Origin of the sequence: Pseudomonas sp. CYM-20-01 (assembly GCF_023169845.1) — a bacterium.
GTDB lineage: Bacteria > Pseudomonadota > Gammaproteobacteria > Pseudomonadales > Pseudomonadaceae > Aquipseudomonas > Aquipseudomonas azotoformans.
On record NZ_AP025169.1, the window covers coordinates 6,078,127 to 6,096,616 of the forward strand.

Below are 18,490 nucleotides of genomic sequence, written 5' to 3' on the forward strand. Positions count from 1 at the left end.
TATGCAGGCCGTGATTATGGGCCGCGATGCCCCCCGAAAGAAAGCACCCGGGCCGCCGTTATAAACGCGCCTGGCGCACCGCGCCGCTGCGCGATTTGGCCATGGCCGCCAGGCGCACCGCCACGTTGGCCGCGCCGTAGCCGGCATAACCGTTCTTGCGCTGGATGATCTCGAAGAAAAACCGCCCTTCGAAGGGTTCGGTGTACACGTGAAACAGCTCACCGCCTTGGGCGTCACGGTCGTACAGCACGTTGTAGTACGCCAGCTCACTGAGGAATTCATCGTCGAAATCGAAACGCGCCGCCAGGTCGTCGTAATAGTTGAGCGGGATATCCAGCAGCGGCACCCCGGCCTCCTTGGCGCGGCGCACTTCGGCGAAGATGTCCGCGCAGTCGAAGGCAATATGGTGCACGCCCGAGCCACGATAGCTCGACAGCGCATGGGAAATCGCGGTGTTGCGGTTCTCAGAGATGTTCAGCGGCAGGCGGATCGAGCTGCAACGGCTGCGCAGCGCGCGGCTTTTCACCAGGCCGTAAGGGTCGGGCAGCACCACTTCGTCATCGGCTTCGAAATCCAGCAGGCTCTTGTAGAACAGCACCCAACTGTCGAGGCTATCGGCCGGCAAGGCCATGGCCATGTGGTCGATGCGCAGCAAGCCGCCGCTGGAGGACGCGGCGGGCTGCAGGTTGAAGTCGGTGTCGTAGAGCCCGCCTTCGCTCTGATCCACCAGGTAAATCAGGCTGCCATCCGGCGCACGCACCGCCGCCAGCTCCAGCTCATTCGGCCCGACCAGGCCGCGATACGGCTGGCCTTTGTACGCCACCGCCCGCTCCAGCGCCTTGGCGCTGTCCCTGACCCGAATCGCGGTGGCACACAGCGACGGCCCATGGGCTTCGAAAAAGTTGTGGGCAAACGAATAGGGTTCGCAGTTGAGGATCAGGTTGATATCGCCCTGGCGCAACAGGCTTACGCTCTTGGAGCGATGCTGCCCGGCCTTGACGAACCCCAGGCGTTCCAACCAGTGGGTCAGCTTGGCGCCAAGGCTCTCGTCCACGGCGAATTCGAGGAACTCGATGCCGTCGTATTCGCTGGCCGGCGGGGTATCAAACAGAATCTCCACCGGTTGCGCCGGTGCTTGCTGTTTCAGGCGTTCGCGGGTTTTCTCTTCCAGGTACAGCAAGGAGCGCAGGCCATCCGCCGCGTTCGCACGGGTGGGCGCGGCGCGGAAGCCGTCGTTGAAAATTTCCAGGGACAGCGGCCCGGTGTAGCCGCTCTTGATGATCGGCGCAAGGAACCCTGCCAGGTCGAATTCGCCTTGGCCGGGGAAGCAGCGGAAATGCCGGCTCCACTCCAGCACGTCCATGGCCAGGATCGGCGCGTCGGCCATTTGCACGAAAAAGATCTTGTCGCCGGGAATCTCGGCGATGGCGCTCGGGTCGCCCTTGAGGGACAGGGTGTGGAAGCTGTCGAGCAAGACGCCAAGGCTCGGATGATCGACCTGACGTACCAGGTTCCACACCTGTTGCCAGGTGTTCACATGCTTGCCCCAGGCCAGCGCTTCATAACCGATGCGCAAGCCACGGCGGCCGGCATGTTCGGCGAGCAGGCCAAGGTCATCGAGCAAAATGCGCTCGTCGCCCACGCAATCGGCCGAGGCATTGCTGCACACAAGCACCAGGTCGGTGCCCAGTTCCTGCATCAAGTCGAATTTGCGTTCGGCACGTTCCAGGTTGCGGGCCAGGCGGTCACGACGGCAGCCTTCAAAGTCGCGAAACGGCTGGAACAAGGTGATGGCAATGCCCAGGTCGGCACACATTTGCCTAACTTCGCGGGGGCTGCCGTCGTAATACAACAGGTCGTTTTCGAAGATTTCTACACCGTCGAACCCGGCGGCCGCGATGGCTTCGAGTTTCTCCGGCAGGGTTCCGCTCAAGGAAACGGTGGCAATAGAGCGTTGCATGGGCGACTCCCGGCATTTAAGGCGCGTCTTATTTACGGCAAATTATTGGCCGCTAAACTGTTCACAGCAATTAAAATGTACGAACCGGTTAGTTTTTGGTGCGATTATCGAACACAAAGCCGTTTTGGCGAATTGACGATTTTTTAGCCACTGCGCACCATCGATTCAGTAACAAGACCCAGAACACACCATAAAAATTTCAAAAAACGGGTACGACCTCATGCCTCTGCAAAACTCCGTCCTGGCCGACCGCCCGGACACCCCGCACGCCGGCATCGGCGACAAGATCCGCGGCGCCCTGGCCGTGGGTAAAACGCGCTGGGGCATGTTGGCCCTGGTGTTCTTCGCCACCACCCTCAACTACATCGACCGCGCCGCATTGGGCGTGATGCAGCCTATCCTCGCCAAGGAGATGAGCTGGACGGCGATGGACTACGCCAACATCAACTTCTGGTTCCAAGTCGGCTACGCCATCGGCTTTGTGCTGCAGGGGCGCTTGATCGACCGGGTCGGCGTGAAACGCGTGTTTTTCTGCGCGGTCCTGTTGTGGAGCCTGGCCACCGGCGCCCACGGCCTGGCCACCTCGGCGGTGGGCTTCATGGTCTGTCGTTTCATTCTCGGGCTGACCGAAGCCGCCAACTACCCGGCCTGCGTCAAGACCACACGCCTGTGGTTCCCGGCCGGCGAACGGGCAGTGGCCACCGGTATCTTCAACGCCGGCACCAACGTTGGCGCGATGATGACGCCGATGCTGCTGCCGTTGATCCTGCACGTGTGGGGCTGGCAGGCGGCGTTCCTGTGCATGTCGGCACTCGGCGGGATCTGGCTGCTGTTCTGGGGCTTGAAATACTTCAACCCGGAAGACCATCCCACCGTTAAACAGTCCGAACTGGACTACGTGCAGCAGGAAGTCGAACCAGAACAACCCCGCGTGCCCTTCAGCCGCATCCTGCGCATGCGTGGTACCTGGGCCTTCGCCCTCGCCTACTCGCTGACCGCGCCGGTGTTCTGGTTCTACCTGTATTGGCTGCCGCCGTTCCTGAACCAGCAATACAACCTGGGCATCAACGTGACCCAGATGGGTATCCCGCTGATCATCATCTACCTGACCGCCGACTTCGGCAGCGTGGGGGGTGGGATCCTGTCGTCGTTCCTGATCGGCCGTGGCATGAACTCGATCAAGGCGCGGCTGCTGTCGATGCTGCTGTTTGCCTGCTGCATCGTCGGCGTGATCATGGCGGCCGGCTCCAGCCAGCTGTGGGTCGCGGTGTTTGCCATCTCCCTGGCAATTGGCGCGCATCAAGCCTGGACCGCCAACATCTGGAGCCTGGTGATGGACTACACGCCCAAGCACATGATGAGCACAGTGTTCGGTTTTGGTGGCATGTGCGCGGCCATCGGCGGCATGTTCATGACCCAGATCGTCGGCCACATCCTCACGGTCACGAACAACAACTACACCGTGTTGTTCACCCTGATCCCAGCGATGTACTTCATTGCGCTGACCTGGATGTACTTCATGGCACCGCGCAAGATCCCTACCGTAGACGTTTGATCTATCGTCTCAGCTACCGGCGCCGCTGCTGCCAGGCAGCGGCCAGCCCGCTCATGCAGATCACCCCGATACCGACCACCGTGGTCAGGTCCGGGGTGTGGTTGAACACCAGCCAGCCCAACAACCCCGCGAACACGATCTGACAATAGCCGAACGGCGCCAGCAAGGCCGGTGCCGCGAAGCGGAACGCCTGGGTCAGCATCAAGTGCGCGGTCATCCCGCAGGTGCCCAGGGCCAGCATCAACACCCCATGCCACAGCGTCGGCACCTGCCAGAAGAACGGCACCATCGCACTCATCACCAGGGTATTGCACAGGCCGGCGAAGAAGTTGCTGGTGGTGGGGGTGTCGTATTGGCTGAGGATGCGCGTGAGCAGTTGGTAGAAGCAGAAGAACAGCGCTGAACAAAGGGGCAGCAAGACCGCCGGGGTGAACAGTTCGCCACCGGGGTGGATGATGATCAGCACCCCTACAAACCCGCAGATCACCGCCAGCCACTGGCCACGCGTCACATGCTCGCCGAGCAGCGGCACCGAGAGCGCCGTCACCAGGATCGGTGCGAGGAAGTTCACCGCCGTGGCTTCCGCCAGGGGGATGAAGTGCAGCGCCGAGGTGAAAAACAGGCTGGTGCCCAACAGGCATAACGCCCGCACCACCTGCATCCCCGGCCGTTTGCTGCGCAGCACGCGCAAACCCGATTGCGGCAGGAAAATACCGGCCATCAACAAGGTGTGCACCAGGTAACGCGCCCACACCACCATCACGATCGGGTAAAACCCGGCCAGGTATTTGGACAAGGCGTCATGGCTGGAGAACAGGAACGTCGCCAGTACAATCAGCAAAATGCCTTTGAAGGGGTGATTGACGCCGGAAAGGGGGGTGCTGACAGTCATGGAATTCTCTTGCGTGGCGAGCTGAACGCGTGGCACTCAACCCGGTAATCTAGCAGCCGGGCCTGCGTCTGCCCCTAGAGCATAACCAAACACCGTGCGAACAGCGCACTAAATCACCGGATTCGAGTCCAACGCTGCACGTTGACTGCCGTGTTGCACACTTTTTAATCAAGGCCTTGCCGCTATGAAAAAAATCCTCTTTGTTCTGTCTGCCCTTGCCCTGCTCACCGCATGCAACCAGCAAGAGGCGCCAGCCCCCAAGCCGGCCCCGGCGTCCGTACAAGCCACACTGGTGCCGGCAACGCCGCCCACCGACAAATGGGTCGGCAAGTGGATCGGCGTCGAAGGCCTCTACCTCACCATCGCCAAGGACGACAGTATCGGCCGTGGTCACTACATCCTGACCATGAAGTACGGCCTTGATGACGACGACTCGGGCACCTTCAAAGGTGAAGCCAACGAAGACGGCATCGCCTTTACCCGTCCGGACGGCCCGCAGCAACTGAGCGCCGGCGACGGCGAAGCCACCGGTTTGAAATGGTTGGCGGATAAAAAGGATTGCTTGATCGTCGATACCGGCGAAGGGTATTGCCGCTAATAACGGCCATACTCAACCCACATCCCTGTAGGACCGTTCATCAAAGAGGATTGCCCCATGCTATGGAAAAAAGGCCGACGCAGCGACAACGTGGTCGACGCCCGCGATGACAGCGGCGGCGGTGGGGGCGGTATGCGCTTTGGGGGCGGCAAGGGCCTGAGCCTCACGGCGATCGTGCTGATCGTCGGCATCGGCTGGCTGACCGGCCAGGACCCGATGCAGATCCTCGGCCAGTTGACCGGCCAGCTGGAACAGGCACCGTCAGTGAGCACGCAGACGCGCCAGGCGCCGCCGGCCAACGATGAGCAGGCGGATTTTGTCCGTGCCGTCCTGGGCGACACCGAAGACACCTGGGGCCAGGTGTTCCAGGAAAACGGCTTGGCCTACAAGAACCCGAAACTGATCCTGTTCCGTGGCCGGGTCAATTCCGCCTGCGGGGGTGCCACCTCCGCCAGCGGCCCGTTCTATTGCCCGGCTGACCAGCAGGTATACCTGGACCTGGATTTCTTCCGGGAAATGTCGCAACGCTTCCAGGCCGCCGGTGATTTCGCCCAGGCCTACGTAATCGCCCACGAAGTCGGGCACCACGTGCAGACCTTGCTGGGCATCTCGTCGAAGATCCAGGCGGCGCGCCAGCAAGGCCGGCAGATGCAAGGCGATGGCGGCCTGCTGGTGCGTCAGGAACTGCAGGCCGACTGCTTCGCCGGGGTGTGGGCCAACCGTGCGCAAAAGCGTCTCAACTGGCTGGAGCCCGGTGACATTGAAGAAGCACTGAACGCGGCCAACGCCATTGGCGATGACCGTCTGCAGCAACAGGGTCAGGGGCGCGTTGTGCCGGACTCGTTTACCCACGGCACCTCGGCACAGCGGGTTCGCTGGTTCAAGACCGGCTTCGCCCAGGGCCAGATCACTCAATGCGACACGTTTACCGCCAAGAGTCTTTAAATGAATAAACGATTGGGATGGCTGCTGGGCTTGTTAGTTACGTGTTCTACCTGGGCCGCCGAGCACGGCGTCAAGGACGTCAGCCCTGATCGTTTCCACCTGGAGGCCGGCGATCTCAGCCTGGGCTTGAGCCAGGACTGGCGCCAGCCGCTGCCCCAGGTCACCCGCGCGCTGATCATCGTGCACGGCCGCCTGCGCAATGCGCAGACCTACCTGCAAAGCGCTGAAGACGCCGCCGAGCACGCCGGCCAGGCCACCAACACGCTGGTGATTGCACCGCAGTTTCTGAATGAGTCCGACGTCAAGCGCAACCATCTGGAAAACCAGGTGTTGCGCTGGAACGGCAATGACTGGATGGCCGGCGAGCCTTCCACCGGTCCGGGGCCAATCAGCTCCTACGGCGCCCTCGACCAGATCATCAAACACCTGGGCAACCGCAAGCTGTTCCCAGCGCTGAAAGAAATCGTGGTCGCCGGCCACTCCGGCGGCGGCCAGGTGGTGCAGCGCTTCGCCCTCACCGGCCACGACCACCCAATGCTGCAAACCGAAGGCATCAGCCTGCGTTACGTGGTGGCCAACCCCTCGTCCTACGCCTACTTCACCCCACAACGCCCGGTGAAGTTCGACATCGCCAGTTGCCCCGGCTTCAACGACTGGAAGTACGGCCTGCACAACCTCCCCGACTACGCCAAGGGCCAGAGTGCCCAACAGCTTGAGCAGGCTTACGTGTCACGCAACATCACCTACCTGCTGGGCCAGCAGGACACCGACCCGAACCACCCGGCGCTGGACAAAAGCTGCGCCGCCGAAACCCAGGGCGCGTACCGCCTGATTCGGGGGCGCAACTATTTTGACTACCTCAAGCAGCGGCATCCGCAGTTGAGCCATCAACTGGTGGAAGTGCCGGGGGTGGGGCATAACGGGGATGGGATGTTTACGTCGCCCGAGGGCCAGAAAGTACTGTTCACGCCATAACCTGTGGGAGGGGGCTTGCCCCCTCCCACAGTTGATCTCTATTGCCTGGGCTGGATCATCTGGTGCAGCACCGCGCAGTCCGATGCATGCCAATCCGCCAACTCCGGCCACGGGTTCTCCGGCAGATTCACCAACACCGTCCGCGTCCCCGCCGCCCGGCCACAATCCAGGTCGAAACGGTAATCTCCGACCATCACCATCTCGCTGGGCGCAACGTCCCAAGCGGCTGCGAGTTTCAGCAAACCATCCGGATCAGGCTTGGGTTGCGCATCATCCCGCCCCAGCACGTCCTCGACGGCAAAGCAGTCCGCCAGGCCAATCGCCTCCAGGGTGATATGCGCCAACTCCCGCGCATTGCGCGTCAGGATGCCCAGGCGATAGCCACGCCCGGCCAGTTCGCGCACCAGGTCCACCGCACCGTCGGCAGCCACTGAACCCAACGCCAGCTCGCGCTCATGCTCCAGCAGCCAGGCATGCTTGGCCGCCCCAACCTGCGCCGGCAACGCTGCCAGGTGCGTGAGTATGTCGTCTTCGGGCGGGATTTCTAACGCTACGCGAATGGCCGCGAAATCATGCACCGCCACCGTGAGCGTGCCGTCCATGTCGAACACCCAATGTCTAACGTCCGCCAGGCTCATGCCCAATCCTTGCGATGGCGAATCAGGCCTTCCTGGGTCACCGAGGCCACCAACTGCCCGGCGCGGTTGTACACGCTGCCCCGGGAGAACCCGCGGGAATTACCGGCCCACGGGCTGTCCATGGCGTAGAGCAACCAGTCATCGGCACGCAGGTCGGCGTGGAACCACAGCGCGTGGTCGAGGCTGGCGACCTGCATATCTTTCTGCCATACGGTTTTGCCATGGGGCAGCAGCGAGGTGGTCAGCAGGCCAAAGTCCGAGGCGTAGGCCAGCAGGTATTTGTGCAGCGCCGGCGCGTCGGCCAGGGCGCCGTCAGCACGGAACCACACGTACTTGACCGGGTCGGACGGCTGCGGGTTGAACGGGTCTTTTTCGGTGACCGGGCGCACTTCGATCGGCTTGGGGCACAGCAGCTTGTCACGCATGTGCTCGGGGATCAGGTGCGCACGCTGCTGGGTCAGTTCCAGCTCCGAGGGCAGGTTTTCCGGGCCGACCACCACCGGCATGGTGGTCTGGTGGTCGAAGCCTTGCTCGTCGTACTGGAACGAGGTGGTGCAAGTGAAGATCGGGTGGCCTTTCTGGATAGCGGTCACGCGGCGCGTGCTGAAACTGCCGCCGTCGCGAACGCGATCCACCGAATACACCACCGGCAATTTCGCATCACCGGGGCGCAGGAAATAACCGTGCAGCGAATGCACATGCCGCGCTTCTTCTACCGTCTGGCTGGCGGCCGACAGCGATTGGCCGAGCACCTGGCCACCGAACAGTTGGCGAAAACCCAGGTCCTGACTGCGGCCGCGAAAGAGGTTTTCCTCGATCGGCTCCAGGGTCAGCAGGTCCACCAGATCTTCCAATACTTGGCTCATTGAGCAACTCCTAAAATCTATCGGGCATTCCGGGCTGCCTATCCGTGCAGCGTGTCCAACCATTGGGCGCGGGTGATGCGGTACAAAACATGATGGCGCAGCGGGTCATCGGCTGCGACCTTGGGGTGTTCAAAATCTGCCTGGGGATCGTAATGCATACCGATGGCCTGCATGACTTTTTGTGATGGCAGATTGGCTTCCGTGGTGAAGGCAACAATCTCGTCCAAGTTCAGACGATCAAAACCACAGCGCAATGCGGTCCAGGCGGCCTCGCTGGCATAGCCCAGGCCCCAGTGTTCGCGGGCCAGGCGCCAGCCGATTTCTACCGCCGGGGTAAAGTCGGCATCGAAGCTGACATTCAGCAACCCGGTGAGGCCGATGAATTCCCCGGTGTCCTTGCGTTGCAAGGCCCACAGGCCAAAGCCGTATTCGGCGAAGTGGCCGCGAATCCGGCCGATCAACGCGGCGCTTTCCAGGTGGCTCAGTGTGGCCGGGAAATAACGCATCACCTGCGGGTCGGCGCACATGCGCGCAAAGTCCGGCAAGTCGCTGTCGCGCCATTGGCGCAATACCAAGCGTGCGCTTTCCAATTCGAGTATCGGCTCCATGGGTCCCCTCCCTTGCCATGTGCGTGAGTGTACAACGCGGGTAAGATGCGCCGCAGGTTCCCGTCAGAAAATCCCATGCCTTTGCCATTGATCTACCACGATGACTACAGCCCCGAGTTCCCGGCGGACCACCGGTTCCCCATGGACAAGTTCCGCCTGCTGCGCGACCACCTGGTGTCCACTGGACTGACCGAGGACAGCCAACTGCTGCGCCCGCAGCTGTGCCCGCCGGAAATTCTGGCCCTGGCCCATGACGCGGGGTATATCGAACGCTACATGGGCGGCGAGTTGTCCCGCGAAGACCAGCGCCGCCTCGGCCTGCCCTGGAACGAAGCCCTGGCCCGGCGCACCGTGCGCGCGGTCGGCGGTTCCATCCTGGCAGCGGAGCAAGCATTGGAACACGGCCTGGCCTGCCACCTGGCCGGCGGCACCCACCACGCTCACTACGATTACCCGGCGGGCTTTTGCATCTTCAACGACCTGGCGGTGATCAGCCATTACCTGCTGGCCAGCGGCCGGGTCAACCGCGTGCTGATCTTTGATTGCGACGTGCACCAGGGCGATGGCACGGCACGCATCCTCCACGACACGCCGGACGCCATCACTGTATCGCTGCACTGCGAAAAGAACTTCCCCGCCCGCAAGGCCCAGAGTGACTGGGACATCCCGCTGCCGATGGGCATGGGCGACGCCGACTACCTCAAGGTGGTGGACGATGCCCTCAGCTACCTGCTGCCGCTCTACCAGCCCGACCTGGTGCTGTACGACGCCGGCGTCGATGTGCACAAGGACGACGCCCTGGGTTACCTCAAGCTGACCGACCAAGGCGTCGCCGCCCGCGATGAAAGCGTGATGCGCCATTGCCTGGGCCGCGACATCCCGGTGATGGGCGTGATCGGCGGCGGCTACAGCAAAGACCGCCCCGCACTGGCCCGCCGACACGGCATCCTGCACCACAGTGCGCAGCGGGTGTGGACGTCATCAGGTTGTCACTGAACTGTGAGCGTTACCCACAATGCCTGTGGAACCACCTGTGGATAACTTGAGCGTAAGGCGCTGAAAGCCAGAACCAGTATAGCCCGTAGGAAGCTGTACGTTTTTTAACCAGAATCCTTTCCACAACCGTGAAACGTTGTGGAACATGGCATTTATGGCCGTTTTGCAACAAAACTGCCGCACCCCGCCATCAACCTGAGGGCCTCTTCCGCTTTCAGAGTACCCAGCGATGGCAACCTACAAGATCGGCAGCAGCTCGACGCCCGGCAATGACGACGCCCTGAAGAAAGTCGCCGCCACCTTCGACGCGGCAATGTCCCGCGCCCTGTCCGGTTTCAAGGACGCCGCCCACCCCGGCAATTTCAAGGTGCTGGCGGTGACCGACAACCCTGCCCTCGCCTCCAGCAAGGCCGACGGCTACCGCATCGCCCAGGCCGGTGACACCGCACCGGGCCTGGACACCTACAAAGCCATCGGCCCGGCCGATGAAGTCGGTCCAGGGATGATTCGCTACGAAACCCTATCGGGCGATAAGGTGGTCGTGAGTAAGGAAACCAACAGCGACCTGTACGAAAAAGTGAAGTCCGATGGCGAGACCTGGGGCCTGATCAACGACAGCAAGAACGCAGGCTACCACCTGGCCGGGGCCGATGAAGCCGGCAGCGTGAACCTGGTGGGCACGCCGGAAGAACTCGGCCACGGGCTGATCCGCTACGAAACCGCGTCCGGTGACAAGATCATCGTGTCCCAGGCTATCAGTCCCGACCTGTACGCCTCGGTGGTCAAGGAATCCAACGGCATTTTTGGCGTCGGCGGCGCCGTGGACACCAATTGGATCGACAACTCCAAATACGCCAGCGCCAAGGACTGGGACAAAATTGTCGGCAACACCAGCGGCACGCCGACCCAGGAAGAGCGCGACCTCGATCGCCCGCGCGCCGCCTCGAAAATGCTCAGCGACAACTGGGACAAATGGGGCCTGCACGACCGCCCCATCGACTTCTCCAACCCGCCCGCCGACCTGCCGCCCGAAGCCCAGGCCTGCCTCAAATACCTGGCCGGCAGCCCGAGCCTGATGAACGCCCTGGACAGCGGCGGCCTGGGCAAAAGCGACGGGGTGATTACCCACGCCGATGTGGATAAGTTCATCAGCCAATCCAACAAGGATCTGTCAGCTGCCTCGAAGTCCTACAGCACCTTCCTCAGCAAGAACCCGGATGCCACGAGCCTGGCCAAGGAAAACGCCAAGTCCGCCGCCATCGTCATGGCCAACATTTCCCTCGTGAGCAGCGCCGGCCCGGAGATGCAGGGCCCCAACCAGCGCGCCAACAACGGCAGCCTGAACACCGCCAACCTCAAGGCGATCAAGGATGACTCCGGCCTGAGCCCCGAGCTGACCGGTGCCGCGGGCTACTGGTCGACACCGGGCATGCTGCGCACCCTCGACATGGCCGGCGACCTGCCCGCCACCGCGAAGGCTGACGGCATCACCCAACAGAAAAACATCGGCGCCTGGCTGGAAAACCAGGCGCCCAAGGACGACCACGGCGTGTTGATGATGCTCAGCAACGCCTCGGTGCGCAGCTCGGTGGCCGACGTCGACACCTCCAAGCTGACCAAGGACGTGCTCGAACACCCGGAAAACTACGACGGCAAAACCAAAGCCGCGGTGATGATGGAAATCAGTGACGCCCGCGCCCGCATGGCCGCCAGTGACAAAGTGGGCGACGGCGACCTGTACGCCGGGATCACCGCCGATACCCAATACCACCTCAACCCGACCAAATCCAAGGTCACCGACCAGCTCGACGCCGCCGTCGCCAAGCTTTCCAGTGACCCGGACGTGAAGACCTTCCTCTCGCAGAACCAGGCCTCCGGCATGCGCGATATCGTCAACAGCGACCCGGCGATCAAGCACCAACTGCAGGCCTACCAGGACGGCCAGATCAACAGCGGCAATGTGCTCAACACCGCCCTGGCCACCAAAGGGGCTGATGGCAAACCGCTGTCGTTGATCGACGCTCTGAGCCTGGCCGGCACCGACGCCACCCTCACCGACCTGGCCCTGGGTGGCGACGGCCATGTGGACCTCAGCGTCATTGCCGAAAAATCCGGCAAGTCCGGGGACATCGAGCAATTCTTCAAAGACCACATCCTCAACGGCAAAGACCTGCAAGACGCCCTCGCCCAGCCGAACGCCGACCCGATGACCGCCATCGGCCAATACGCGGCCAAGGCGGAGTTGCTCAAGGAGTTCCTCGGCGACAAGGTCTCGGCCCAGGATTCGTCGACGGTGCAGCAATACGTCAACCAGGCGGTGTCCGACTCCCTGGTCAACGGCGCCAACGACGACGTGCTCAAAGGCGCGTTCGGCGATGCCAATGGCAATTTTGACGAGGCCAAGACCACGGCCATCATCGACAAAGCCATGGCCGACGACCCGGACCTGTTCAAGGATGCCAGCGGTGTGCAGATCAAGCCGCAGGACGTGATCTCGTTGATCCGCTCAATGTGGGACGTGAACCGCCAGGGCCAGAAGATCAGCGACGTGCTGCCCAAGGCCGTCGATGGGCTGAAGCTCAACGCCAGTGACGCCTATAAACAGGGCCTGCTGCATATCGGCAGTGCGCTGCTGGCCGGCGGCGTACTGGCGGCGCGCTCGGCCACCGGCGGCAACAGCCCGGCGGACAACGCCGGGCGCGTGGCGGCGGGCATGCAGTTCGCCGGGCTGATCACCGAAGGCGGCACCAAGTACGCCAAGGAGGCCGGCTACGGCATGACCTGGAAACCCACGCCGATTGACCCGAACAAACCCCAGGGCATCGGCGACTTCCCCACCGGCAAAATGGTGCAGAACACCGACGGCCTCAACCGCCTGGGCAACCTGGGCAAGATCGTCGGCGGCACCGGCAGCTTCATCGGCGGCGTGTTCGGCCTGATCAGCGGGGTCAACAGCGCGTTTGCCGGCGACAACGTCAACGCCGGTTTCTCCCTCACCAGCGGCGCCCTGGGCACCGGCGCGGCGGTGGCCTCGATTATTGAAGGCGGCGCCGGCCTGTTCGGCGTGGCGGATGCGGCGGCGATTGCCGGCACCTTCGCCGGTGTACTCGGCTGGGCTGCGGCAGGCGTGGGCATCGTGACGTCGTTTGTGTTCCCGATCATCGAGGTGGTGAAGCGGGAAAAACAGCAGGACGCGTTCTTTGGCAACCTGGTGCCGACCCTGGATAAATATGGCCTCACTGGCGGCCCGATCACCGACGCCGACCGCAAGGATGAGTACCCGCCTTACGCCAATACCGGTTTTGCCTGACCCATATGAGCCCGCTCGCCACTACAGATTTTCTCCCCCCCGTAATGGCGCGGCATTGCTTACAATGGCCACCCTTTCGTTTTCACCAGGCTTGACGATGTCCGCTACTGCTCCTTCCCACGTTGCCATCATCGGCGGCGGCCCTGCCGGGCTGATGGCCGCTGAAGTCCTGAGCCAGGCAGGCGTGCGGGTGGACCTGTACGACGGCATGCCGTCCGTGGGGCGCAAGTTCCTGCTGGCCGGCGTGGGTGGCATGAACATCACCCATTCCGAAGCGTACCCGGCGTTTCTTTCGCGCTATGCCGAACGTGCGCCGCACATGGCGCCACTGCTGCGTGGTTTTGGTGCCGAGGCGTTGTGCGAGTGGATTCATGGCTTGGGCATCGAGACCTTTGTCGGCACCTCAGGCCGGGTGTTTCCTACGGATATGAAAGCCGCACCGCTTTTACGTGCCTGGCTCAAGCGCCTGCGCGATCAGGGCGTGGTTATCCACACCCGGCATCGTTGGCTGGGCTGGAATGCCGAGGGCGGCTTACTTATCCACAACCCCGAAGGCGAAAAAACTGTCCACAGCGACGCCGTGCTGCTGGCCCTCGGCGGCGGCAGTTGGTCGCGCCTGGGCTCCGACGGTGCATGGCTCAAGTTGCTGGAGGATCGCGGCGTGCCCTGCACCGCGTTGCAACCGAGCAACTGCGGTTTCGAGGTGTCGGCCTGGAGCGAATTGATGGTCAGCAAATTCGCCGGCGCACCGTTGAAAAACGTCGCCATCGGGCTGGGGGATGACAAGCCTCGGCTGGGCGAATGTGTGGTCACCGCCACCGGCATCGAAGGCAGCTTGATCTACGCGCTGTCGGCGCCGATTCGCGAAGCGATCAACCGCAACGGCTCGGCCACCGTGCACATCGACCTGCTGCCGAGCAAGCCGCTGGACAAGGTCCAGGCTGCGCTGGCCAAACCCCGTGGCTCACGCTCAATGAGCAAACACCTGCACAGTCAGTTGGGGTTGGATGGGGTGAAGGCAGCGCTGCTGCGGGAGTTGACACCGGCCGACCACTTCAATGATCCGGCGCAGTTGGCGGTGGCGATCAAGGCGCTGCCCTTGACCCTGGTGAAGACCCGGCCGATGGATGAAGCGATCAGCACCGCAGGCGGCGTGCCGTTCGAGGCGCTGGATGAGCGGCTGATGCTCAAGCAGTTGCCAGGCGTGTTTTGTGCGGGGGAGATGCTGGACTGGGAGGCGCCGACCGGCGGGTATTTGCTGACGGGGTGTTTTGCCAGCGGCCGGGCGGCTGGGCGGGGGATGTTGGAGTGGCTTAATCGCTGAGATTTGCGCTGAATTCAAGGCCGCCATCGGGGGCAAGCCCCCTCCCACATTTGACTGTATTCACACATCAAAGTGTGGGAGGGGGCTTGCCCCCGATGAGGCCATCAGCAGCGCCAAAAAATCATTTCTTCTTGCGCGGCCCGGTATTGAAAACAGGCACCTTGCGCACCGGCTTGATCGACGGCTCCACCGGCGCCGCTTCGCCGCTGTCCACCCACTTGCCCAGGTTGCGCTTACCGCCACCACCCGACGTTTTAGGTTTCTTCGGCTTTTTCGGCTTCTTCACCACCTGCCCGCTGGCATCGGTGTCCGGCACGCGGTGTTCCGGCTCGAAGTCCGGCTCCATCTTGCGGGTCAAGGTCTGACGCGTGAGCATCTCGATGGCCGACAGCATGTTCACTTCATCGGCACACACCAGGGAAATCGCCTCACCGGTGTTGCCCGCACGCCCGGTACGGCCAATACGGTGGATGTAGTCTTCAGCCACGATCGGCAAATCGAAGTTGACCACCAGCGGCAAGTCTTCGATGTCCAGGCCACGGGCCGCCACGTCGGTGGCCACCAGGATCTGCACGTCACTCGACTTGAAACGGTCCAGCGCACGCTGGCGCGTGGCTTGCGGCTTGTCACCATGGATGCCGTCGGCGTTGATGCCCAGGCCCTGCAACTTATCCACCAGCGCATCCACGCCGTTACGGGTCTTGGCGAACACCAGCACCTGCTTCCAGCGACCTTTGCGCATCAAGTGCACAAACAGCTCCGGCTTGCGCTTCTTGTCCACCGGCACCACCCACTGCTTCACGGTGTTGGCAGCAACGTTGCGCGGGCTGACCTCGATGCTCAGCGGATCGTTGAGCATCTGCCCGGCCAGCAGGCGGATGTCATCGGAGAAAGTCGCGGAGAACAGCAAGGTCTGACGCTTTTTCGGCAGCATGCGGTAGATGTTCGCCAGCTCTTCGGAGAAGCCCAGGTCGAGCATGCGGTCGGCTTCGTCGAGTACCAGGGTTTGCAGCTGGTTGAGTTTCAGCGCGTTCTGGCGGAACAGGTCGATCAGGCGGCCCGGCGTGGCGACCAGGATGTCGACGCCCTTGCGCAGCTTCATCATCTGCGGGTTGATGCTCACGCCGCCGTACACCGCGTAGGTGGTGAGCGGCAGGTGTTGGGCGTACTCGGCAACACTGGCGTGCACCTGCTCGGCCAGCTCGCGGGTCGGGCACAGAATCAGCGCACGCGCCGAGTTGGCGGCGACTTTCGGCCCTTCCATCGTCAGCAGTTGCAGGAGCGGCAAGGCGAAACCGGCGGTCTTGCCGGTGCCGGTCTGGGCTGCGGCCATCAGGTCGCGACCGGCCAGCACCGCCGGAATGGCTTGCGCCTGCACCGGCGTCGGGGTCTGGTAGCCAAGCGTCTCAAGGGCGCGCAGCAAGGGTTCGATCAGGCCAAGGGTGGCGAAAGTCATGTGTTTACCGTAGGAAAAATTCAGCGCAAGGTCGCAATGCGCCGCAGTTTACCTTATTTCCGGCTTGGGCTTGCGCCACTGGGGCAGGCTGATCAACAGCACCGCGCTGATAATCACCAGCATCGCCAGGGCTTCTTCGACGCCGATGGTCTCACCCACGAACACAATCCCCAGCAATACCGCCACCGCCGGGTTGACGTAGGCATAGCTGGTCGCCGCCGCCGGACGCACGTGCTTGAGCAGGTACATGTAGGCGTTGAAGGCGATGATCGAACCGAATACCGCCAGGTAAGCCAGGGCCAGCCAGCCCTCGATCGGTGGCACCGCGTGCAACCGCTCACCGGTCAGCGCACTGCCCACCAACAGCAGCGCACCGGCAATGATCATTTCCGCCGCGCTGGCCATCGCGCCCGCCGGCAACGGCAAGTGCTTGCTCCACACCGAACCGAACGCCCAGGACGCGGCGGCAAACAGCAACAGCATCGCGCCGGTCGGACTTGATTGCAGGTTGGAGCCCATGTTGAGCATGGCAATGCCGATAATCCCCAGCACCACCCCGGCCCACTCCAGGCGGGTATTACGCGCGCCCCAGAAATAGCCGCACAACAAGGTGAACAACGGCACCGTCGCCACCGCTAACGCCGCTACGCCGGACGCGACACCGGTGTGCTCGGCCACCGTCACCGCGCCATTGCCGAAGGTCAGCAGCAGAACGCCAATCTTCGCCGCCGCCTTCCACTGCACCCAGGTCGGCGCCGGTGCCCCGCGCCAGCGCAGAAAGCCATACATCGCCAAACCGGCCACCAAAAAGCGAATCCCGCCCAGCATCAACGGCGGCCAGTACTCCACGCCAATGCGGATCACCAGGTAGGTGGAGCCCCAAATCACATACAGCGCAAAAAAGGCAGCGATCAACGGTAAGGGAAAGCGACGTGGGCCAGGCATTGGGCAGCTCTAAGGCAGAGAGAAGAGAGGCTTATTCTAAAAAGGCAGGTCGATAAACATAAGTTACAAAACCTGTTTAAAACGCCATTACACTTTCCAAAGCATGGTTGTGAAGGCTATAAACCGTGCTTTCGAAAGCCACGCACAACTGGAGCCTTATCATGGACAAATACGACCGCATGCTCCTCAGCGCACTGCTCGAAGACGGCCGTGCGTCCTACGCGCAACTGGCCCGCACGGTAAACCTCTCCGCCCCTGCCGTGGCCGAGCGCTTGGCCAAGCTGGAGGCCTGTGGCGTGATCACCGGGTATCAGGCCAAGGTGGATTTATCCAAGGTGGGGTTGCCGATCCAGTGCGTGATTGAACTGCGGCTGACCAATCATGGCAGTCAGAAGGTGTACGACGCGCTGGCGGAAATTCCAGAGCTGACAGAATGCCATCGGGTGACCGGCGACCCGTGCGTGATCATGCAGGCGGCGGTGGGGTCGATGCCGGAGTTGGAGAATTTGATCAACCGGATCGCGAAGTTCGGGTTCAGCAAGACCTCGATTATTTTGTCGAGTGCGATAGAGCGGCGGGTGCCGTTGGGGCAGTTGGAGGGGAATGGGAAAAATGGTGGTTGAACCGCAAAGTCGACAATCTGAATGAAGCGGAAAAACAGAAGGGTTCTAGGCAGCGATAGGATTCTGCCTACTGACCATTCAGAAACCTGCCTTCAAAAGCCAAGTTTTCAATGGCCAGCAAGACCTATCTCTTTCATTTGAAGGATGTTTCCGAGAGAATCCTGGAGCCTTGCGTCAGCCGGATCCGGTAGCTAGTCTCGCCCCGTCATCGAAAAAATCGGTGATCGGACGTGCAAGTCCAGCTCGCAAAGGTGCACAAACGCCCTACATCTCAACGTGCGGTTTTAATGACCGACGTTTATCTGTTATGGCGGCTGTGCGCTGGAGACCTTCGGGGTCTGCCGGGTTCTCCTTTGCCCCGGTCTTGCACACCTGCGTACAGCTGCCACCCTCTTTCGCGTGCAAGCGAACGGTGATGGCTTCTTAATTCAGAGGAGTTACACCATGGTCAAAGTAACCCCCGATCCACCCCGTTTCCTCAGCGAAGACGCCCTGCTCAATCGCCGAGCCATCGACTATTACCTAAAAGCCTCCGCCCCGGATGCGCCCACCTTCACCCTGAACGACAACCTGAGTTTCGAAGACGCCCTCGCCCATGCGGCCGATTTGCTGCATTGCGCGGTGGAGACAGCGCATTCATCGAATGAGGCGATGAAGGCGCAACAGCGGGCCGTGATGCATTTGGTGGAGATGGCGAAGGGGGTGGTGGATCGGGCGTTGGCCTGTGTACAGCCTCGCTAAACACCGCAGAACCCCTGTGGGAGAGGGCTTGCCCCCGATGGCAGTGTGTCAGCCAATA

General features: G+C 62.2%; 16 protein-coding genes. 9 read left to right on the plus strand and 7 right to left on the minus strand.

From position 1 onward, the window contains the following. Positions 1–58: 58 nt before the first annotated feature. Positions 59–1,960: a 3-dehydroshikimate dehydratase QuiC gene (quiC, locus tag M2497_RS27655; RefSeq protein ID WP_248484737.1), complete on the minus strand. Its 1,902-nt coding sequence runs from the start codon at positions 1,958–1,960 to the stop codon at positions 59–61. 220 nt (positions 1,961–2,180) lie between these two features. Here quiC and M2497_RS27660 point away from each other — a divergent pair, with 220 nt between their 5' ends. Further along, positions 2,181–3,515 carry an MFS transporter gene (locus tag M2497_RS27660; protein ID WP_248484746.1) on the plus strand — a complete coding sequence of 445 codons (1,335 nt, stop codon included), beginning with the start codon at positions 2,181–2,183 and terminating at the stop codon, positions 3,513–3,515. 13 nt (positions 3,516–3,528) lie between these two features. On the opposite strand, the gene M2497_RS27665 is transcribed toward M2497_RS27660, so the two are convergent. Then, entirely contained in the window at positions 3,529–4,407 is an 879-nt protein-coding gene (locus tag M2497_RS27665; protein ID WP_058427732.1) for a DMT family transporter, read from the minus strand. 184 nt (positions 4,408–4,591) lie between these two features. On the opposite strand from M2497_RS27665, the gene M2497_RS27670 reads away from it, so the two are divergent. Genes M2497_RS27670 through M2497_RS27680 form a run of 3 tightly spaced genes read left to right on the plus strand, consistent with a single transcriptional unit; the run spans position 4,592 to position 6,925 of the window. Then, a complete protein-coding gene (locus tag M2497_RS27670) occupies positions 4,592–5,005 on the plus strand; it encodes a membrane lipoprotein lipid attachment site-containing protein (protein ID WP_248484748.1) in 414 nt (137 codons plus the stop codon). 57 nt (positions 5,006–5,062) lie between these two features. Then, positions 5,063–5,950 (plus strand): neutral zinc metallopeptidase, encoded by an 888-nt coding sequence (locus M2497_RS27675; protein ID WP_058427734.1) that lies wholly within the window; start codon positions 5,063–5,065, stop codon positions 5,948–5,950. After that, positions 5,951–6,925: an alpha/beta hydrolase gene (locus tag M2497_RS27680; protein ID WP_248484750.1), complete on the plus strand. Its 975-nt coding sequence runs from the start codon at positions 5,951–5,953 to the stop codon at positions 6,923–6,925. Positions 6,926–6,963: 38 nt separating this feature from the next. Here the strand turns inward: M2497_RS27680 and M2497_RS27685 are convergent, their stop codons facing one another. The 3 genes from M2497_RS27685 to M2497_RS27695 are packed head-to-tail and all read right to left on the minus strand — an operon-like array spanning position 6,964 to position 9,037. After that, on the minus strand, positions 6,964–7,563 hold the full coding sequence (locus M2497_RS27685) for an HAD family hydrolase (RefSeq protein WP_248484752.1): 600 nt from the start codon (positions 7,561–7,563) through the stop codon (positions 6,964–6,966). Beyond that, complete coding sequence (tesB, locus tag M2497_RS27690) at positions 7,560–8,429, minus strand: acyl-CoA thioesterase II (RefSeq protein ID WP_025858197.1); 870 nt, start codon at positions 8,427–8,429, stop codon at positions 7,560–7,562. The genes M2497_RS27685 and tesB overlap by 4 nt, the downstream gene beginning before the upstream one ends. A 38-nt stretch (positions 8,430–8,467) precedes the next feature. Further along, complete coding sequence (locus tag M2497_RS27695; protein WP_248484754.1) at positions 8,468–9,037, minus strand: GNAT family N-acetyltransferase; 570 nt, start codon at positions 9,035–9,037, stop codon at positions 8,468–8,470. A gap of 75 nt (positions 9,038–9,112) precedes the next feature. Here M2497_RS27695 and M2497_RS27700 point away from each other — a divergent pair, with 75 nt between their 5' ends. The 3 genes from M2497_RS27700 to M2497_RS27710 all read left to right on the plus strand — a co-directional run bounded on the left by M2497_RS27700 (position 9,113) and on the right by M2497_RS27710 (position 14,667). Further along, positions 9,113–10,033, plus strand: a complete 921-nt coding sequence (locus M2497_RS27700) for a histone deacetylase (RefSeq protein WP_248484756.1) — start codon at positions 9,113–9,115, stop codon at positions 10,031–10,033. A gap of 229 nt (positions 10,034–10,262) precedes the next feature. Continuing rightward, positions 10,263–13,343, plus strand: a complete 3,081-nt coding sequence (locus M2497_RS27705) for a type III effector HrpK domain-containing protein (RefSeq protein ID WP_248484758.1) — start codon at positions 10,263–10,265, stop codon at positions 13,341–13,343. A 97-nt stretch (positions 13,344–13,440) separates the two neighbouring features. After that, a complete protein-coding gene (locus M2497_RS27710) occupies positions 13,441–14,667 on the plus strand; it encodes a TIGR03862 family flavoprotein (RefSeq protein WP_248484760.1) in 1,227 nt (408 codons plus the stop codon). A gap of 121 nt (positions 14,668–14,788) precedes the next feature. On the opposite strand, the gene M2497_RS27715 is transcribed toward M2497_RS27710, so the two are convergent. Both M2497_RS27715 and yedA read right to left on the minus strand, forming a co-directional pair. Continuing rightward, positions 14,789–16,123 carry a DEAD/DEAH box helicase gene (locus M2497_RS27715; protein ID WP_248484769.1) on the minus strand — a complete coding sequence of 445 codons (1,335 nt, stop codon included), beginning with the start codon at positions 16,121–16,123 and terminating at the stop codon, positions 14,789–14,791. Positions 16,124–16,171: 48 nt separating this feature from the next. Further along, positions 16,172–17,068 carry a drug/metabolite exporter YedA gene (yedA, locus tag M2497_RS27720; RefSeq protein ID WP_248484771.1) on the minus strand — a complete coding sequence of 299 codons (897 nt, stop codon included), beginning with the start codon at positions 17,066–17,068 and terminating at the stop codon, positions 16,172–16,174. Between the two features lie 161 nt (positions 17,069–17,229). Here yedA and M2497_RS27725 point away from each other — a divergent pair, with 161 nt between their 5' ends. Both M2497_RS27725 and M2497_RS27730 read left to right on the plus strand, forming a co-directional pair. Beyond that, positions 17,230–17,691 carry an Lrp/AsnC family transcriptional regulator gene (locus M2497_RS27725; RefSeq protein ID WP_248484773.1) on the plus strand — a complete coding sequence of 154 codons (462 nt, stop codon included), beginning with the start codon at positions 17,230–17,232 and terminating at the stop codon, positions 17,689–17,691. 444 nt (positions 17,692–18,135) lie between these two features. After that, positions 18,136–18,432, plus strand: a complete 297-nt coding sequence (locus M2497_RS27730; RefSeq protein WP_248484775.1) for a DUF3077 domain-containing protein — start codon at positions 18,136–18,138, stop codon at positions 18,430–18,432. Positions 18,433–18,490 lie beyond the last annotated feature (58 nt).

Bases quoted from the DNA above. Each gene is read 5' to 3' on its own strand.
- quiC (WP_248484737.1), bottom strand. From the start codon at position 1,960: ATGCAACGCTCTATTGCCACCGTTTCCTTGAGCGGAACCCTGCCGGAG.
- M2497_RS27660 (WP_248484746.1), top strand. From the start codon at position 2,181: ATGCCTCTGCAAAACTCCGTCCTGGCCGACCGCCCGGACACCCCGCAC.
- M2497_RS27665 (WP_058427732.1), bottom strand. From the start codon at position 4,407: ATGACTGTCAGCACCCCCCTTTCCGGCGTCAATCACCCCTTCAAAGGC.
- M2497_RS27670 (WP_248484748.1), top strand. From the start codon at position 4,592: ATGAAAAAAATCCTCTTTGTTCTGTCTGCCCTTGCCCTGCTCACCGCA.
- M2497_RS27675 (WP_058427734.1), top strand. From the start codon at position 5,063: ATGCTATGGAAAAAAGGCCGACGCAGCGACAACGTGGTCGACGCCCGC.
- M2497_RS27680 (WP_248484750.1), top strand. From the start codon at position 5,951: ATGAATAAACGATTGGGATGGCTGCTGGGCTTGTTAGTTACGTGTTCT.
- M2497_RS27685 (WP_248484752.1), bottom strand. From the start codon at position 7,563: ATGAGCCTGGCGGACGTTAGACATTGGGTGTTCGACATGGACGGCACG.
- tesB (WP_025858197.1), bottom strand. From the start codon at position 8,429: ATGAGCCAAGTATTGGAAGATCTGGTGGACCTGCTGACCCTGGAGCCG.
- M2497_RS27695 (WP_248484754.1), bottom strand. From the start codon at position 9,037: ATGGAGCCGATACTCGAATTGGAAAGCGCACGCTTGGTATTGCGCCAA.
- M2497_RS27700 (WP_248484756.1), top strand. From the start codon at position 9,113: ATGCCTTTGCCATTGATCTACCACGATGACTACAGCCCCGAGTTCCCG.
- M2497_RS27705 (WP_248484758.1), top strand. From the start codon at position 10,263: ATGGCAACCTACAAGATCGGCAGCAGCTCGACGCCCGGCAATGACGAC.
- M2497_RS27710 (WP_248484760.1), top strand. From the start codon at position 13,441: ATGTCCGCTACTGCTCCTTCCCACGTTGCCATCATCGGCGGCGGCCCT.
- M2497_RS27715 (WP_248484769.1), bottom strand. From the start codon at position 16,123: ATGACTTTCGCCACCCTTGGCCTGATCGAACCCTTGCTGCGCGCCCTT.
- yedA (WP_248484771.1), bottom strand. From the start codon at position 17,068: ATGCCTGGCCCACGTCGCTTTCCCTTACCGTTGATCGCTGCCTTTTTT.
- M2497_RS27725 (WP_248484773.1), top strand. From the start codon at position 17,230: ATGGACAAATACGACCGCATGCTCCTCAGCGCACTGCTCGAAGACGGC.
- M2497_RS27730 (WP_248484775.1), top strand. From the start codon at position 18,136: ATGGTCAAAGTAACCCCCGATCCACCCCGTTTCCTCAGCGAAGACGCC.